Here is a 2670-nt window from a genome sequence, read left to right as displayed (position 1 = left end):
GGCCGGGGACGAGCCGCGGCCGGCCAGCACCAGCTGCCGCGTCTGCTCCCAGTAGAGGACGGCCGCCCACCAGTACAGGCCCGTCCCCCAGATGGCGAACGACCATCCGGTGACCTTCGCCGCGGTCGCCGCGCCGCCGTCGTGGTCGCCGAGGAGAAGCAGCGGGAACGCGTACAGCAGGCACATCGTCCCGGCCTTGCCGATGAAGTGCACCGGGAGCGTCCCGCCGTACCCGAGCCGGCGGATGATCGGCGCGATCGGCAGGATCGCGAACTCCCGGGCCACCAGCACCACGACCAGCCACACCGGGATGATGTCGCGGATCGTCAGCCCGACCAGCGTCGCCAGGATGTAGAGGCGGTCGGCCGCCGGGTCGAGCACCGTCCCGAGCCTGCTCGTCTGGTTCAGGACGCGGGCGAGCTTGCCGTCCAGCCAGTCCGACAGGCCCGCGAACACCAGGACGCCGAGCGCCCACCAGTCGGCCTCGATCAGCACGAGCCAGAGGAACAGCGGGACCCCGACGAGCCGGGCCAGGCTCAGCGTGTTCGGCACCGTGAAGATCCGGTCCTGCGGGGCTTCCTGCTCTGTGCTCACCGACGCGTTCGCCTCCCCTGGTCCCTTGATCCTGACCCTACCGGTAAGGGTCCGGAAAGCTCCCGATGACGTCGCCCCCTTTCGGCCGGCCGACCGCCACGTGCGGGGCCGCCGCCCGCTTGACAGCACTGGTCAGCCCGCGAGCGCGGGACGGCGACCGCCTATAGTTCTGCGCACTCCCAGACGAAGGGCTGAAGTTGTCCGTCCCCCCGCCGGCGCTCACGATCACCCTGGGCCGGAACGCCTACCGGTGGCCGCTCCGCATCTGCCTGACCGCGCTGACGGTCGGCCTGGCCGTCTCGCTGTCCACGCTCACCGGCCCGGGCGCGTGGGCGCCCGAGGAGGCCGGGCGCGCCGTGGCCGTCTGCGGCGGCGGCGCCGCCCTCATCGCCCTGGCGGCGGCCGCGTGGGCCTTCGTGATCTACCAGGACCGCCTCATCGTGACCATCGGCCGCGACGGCCTGATCCTCCGCCGCCGCGGGAGGGAGGCGGCCATCCCCGCGGCCGCCGTGGACGCGGTCGGGATCACCTGGCCCGTCGCCGACCCGGTCTGGACGGTCTGGTTCGACCCCGAGGCGGCACCGGGCGCCGGCGCGGTCACGAAGGTCGACGGCCGCGCGGCCGTGCTGCTGCGCGAGCGCTCGCTTCCCCAGGGCTGGCTGGAGGCCGTCCACGCCACCGCCACGGAGACCCTCGGCGCCTGCTGGCGCGTCCTCGACGACGAGGGCCGCGAGGTGGACCCGCTCCCCCGGGACGCGTTGCGCGAGGCCGACCACGTCGTCGTGGACGGCGAGTGGCGCTACCGCGACGACCGCACCGGCGCTCTGCTCGCCGTGGCCTGCACCCCGCCCGCGGAGTCGCCCGGCCTCCCCCTTCCCGGCCGGACGACCGTGCTGCGCGATCCCCAGGCCCGCACGCTGCTGGAGTTCCGAAGGGGACGCGCGGCGGGCGGCCGGGTGCGCGTGTTCCTCGCCGACGGACGGCCCGCCGGCGAGATCCGGGGCTCGCTCGAGCCGTCCTTCCACACGCCCGACGGGACGCTCCTCGGCACCACCCGGGTGACCGGCGGCCGCCACGTCGTCACCGGCGTGGACGGCCGGGAGTCGGCCACGCTCCGGATCGAGGGCGACGACGACGGCGTCCATCTGCGGCTGGAGCGGTCCCCGTCCGCCCCCGGCCCGCTGCGCACCCTCGCGCTGGCCCTCCCCATGGCCGTGCACGGCACCGGGCGGCACCGCCCCGTCAGGTGGGCGGGGCGCAGGTCAGGACGGGCTTGACGTCCACGATCGGGGTGCCGTCCAGGGCCTCCAGGTCCCGGACGCGGACGCGGTTCCCGGTGATCTCCAGGATCTCGACCGGATGCAGCCCGATGGGGTTCGGGCGGTCGGGCGAGCGGGTGGCGAACACGCCGTGCAGCGGGACGGCGGGATCGTCGCGCGGGTGGACGCGCAGGACGTCGCGCGGCGACAGGTGCAGCCAGGTCAGCACGAAGACCCGGTCGCCGGGGCGCAGGCCCTCCAGCGCGGGCAGCACGGCCCCCTCGAACACCAGCCATGCCTCGGGCGAGCCCTCCGGGCCCTGCTTGGGCGCGGACGCCCGGTCGGTCAGCGGGGACTCGACGTGCCCGACCGCCGTCACGGTGAAGTCTTCTGCCATGCGGCCGATTCTCCCAGGCCGCTCCTCATATCCCATGGACGCCGGTTGCGGCAACCGGGGTGCGGCGGGTTAGCGTCGGGGGCGACAGATCGCGGGGGTCCGGCGAACCGGGCTGAGATAGCGGCTGAGACGGCCGCTGACCGCATGAACCTGACCGGGTAATGCCGGCGTAGGGAGAGATCGAGTCGTCATGACCGAACCTGTGGTTCCAGCTGCCCGCAAGACCTACCTGCAGGGCTCGCGGCCGGAGATCCGCGTCCCGATGCGGGAGGTGCCGCTGACCAACGGCGACGCCGTCGTCCTGTACGACACGTCCGGGCCGTACACCGACCCAGAACAGGAGACCGACGTCCGCAAGGGGCTGCCCGCGCTGCGGGAGCCGTGGATCATCGAGCGCGGGGACACCGCGCCGTACGACGG

The 2670-nt window shown here is 74.2% G+C and carries 3 protein-coding genes, 1 pseudogene and 1 riboswitch; of the genes and pseudogenes, 2 read left to right on the top strand and 2 right to left on the bottom strand.

Features of this window, described 5'->3' with window-relative positions; translation table 11 throughout:
• Positions 1 to 594: cardiolipin synthase ClsA (gene clsA, locus IEZ03_RS04425; protein ID WP_189241152.1), on the bottom strand; the 594-nt coding region annotated here is incomplete at its 3' end.
• Positions 595 to 791: 197 nt separating this feature from the next.
• On the opposite strand from clsA, the gene IEZ03_RS04420 reads away from it, so the two are divergent.
• Complete coding sequence (locus IEZ03_RS04420) at positions 792 to 1871, top strand: hypothetical protein (protein ID WP_184884307.1); 1080 nt, start codon at positions 792 to 794, stop codon at positions 1869 to 1871.
• Here IEZ03_RS04420 and tsaA read toward each other — a convergent pair.
• Positions 1837 to 2250 (bottom strand): tRNA (N6-threonylcarbamoyladenosine(37)-N6)-methyltransferase TrmO, encoded by a 414-nt coding sequence (gene tsaA, locus IEZ03_RS04415; RefSeq protein ID WP_184884306.1) that lies wholly within the window; start codon positions 2248 to 2250, stop codon positions 1837 to 1839. The two genes, IEZ03_RS04420 and tsaA, sit on opposite strands and share 35 nt — an antisense overlap.
• An 81-nt stretch (positions 2251 to 2331) precedes the next feature.
• Positions 2332 to 2445: riboswitch (TPP riboswitch) on the top strand.
• Between tsaA and IEZ03_RS37550 the strand changes: the two are divergent.
• Positions 2441 to 2670 (top strand): annotated as a pseudogene (locus IEZ03_RS37550) (phosphomethylpyrimidine synthase ThiC); the annotation flags it as partial. Its footprint overlaps the riboswitch before it by 5 nt.

This window comes from Actinomadura livida, from assembly GCF_014648675.1.
In the GTDB taxonomy this organism is placed as follows: Bacteria; Actinomycetota; Actinomycetes; order Streptosporangiales; family Streptosporangiaceae; genus Spirillospora; species Spirillospora livida.
Note: the sequence above shows the minus strand (reverse complement) of the source record. Positions and strands in the feature narration are given on the sequence as shown.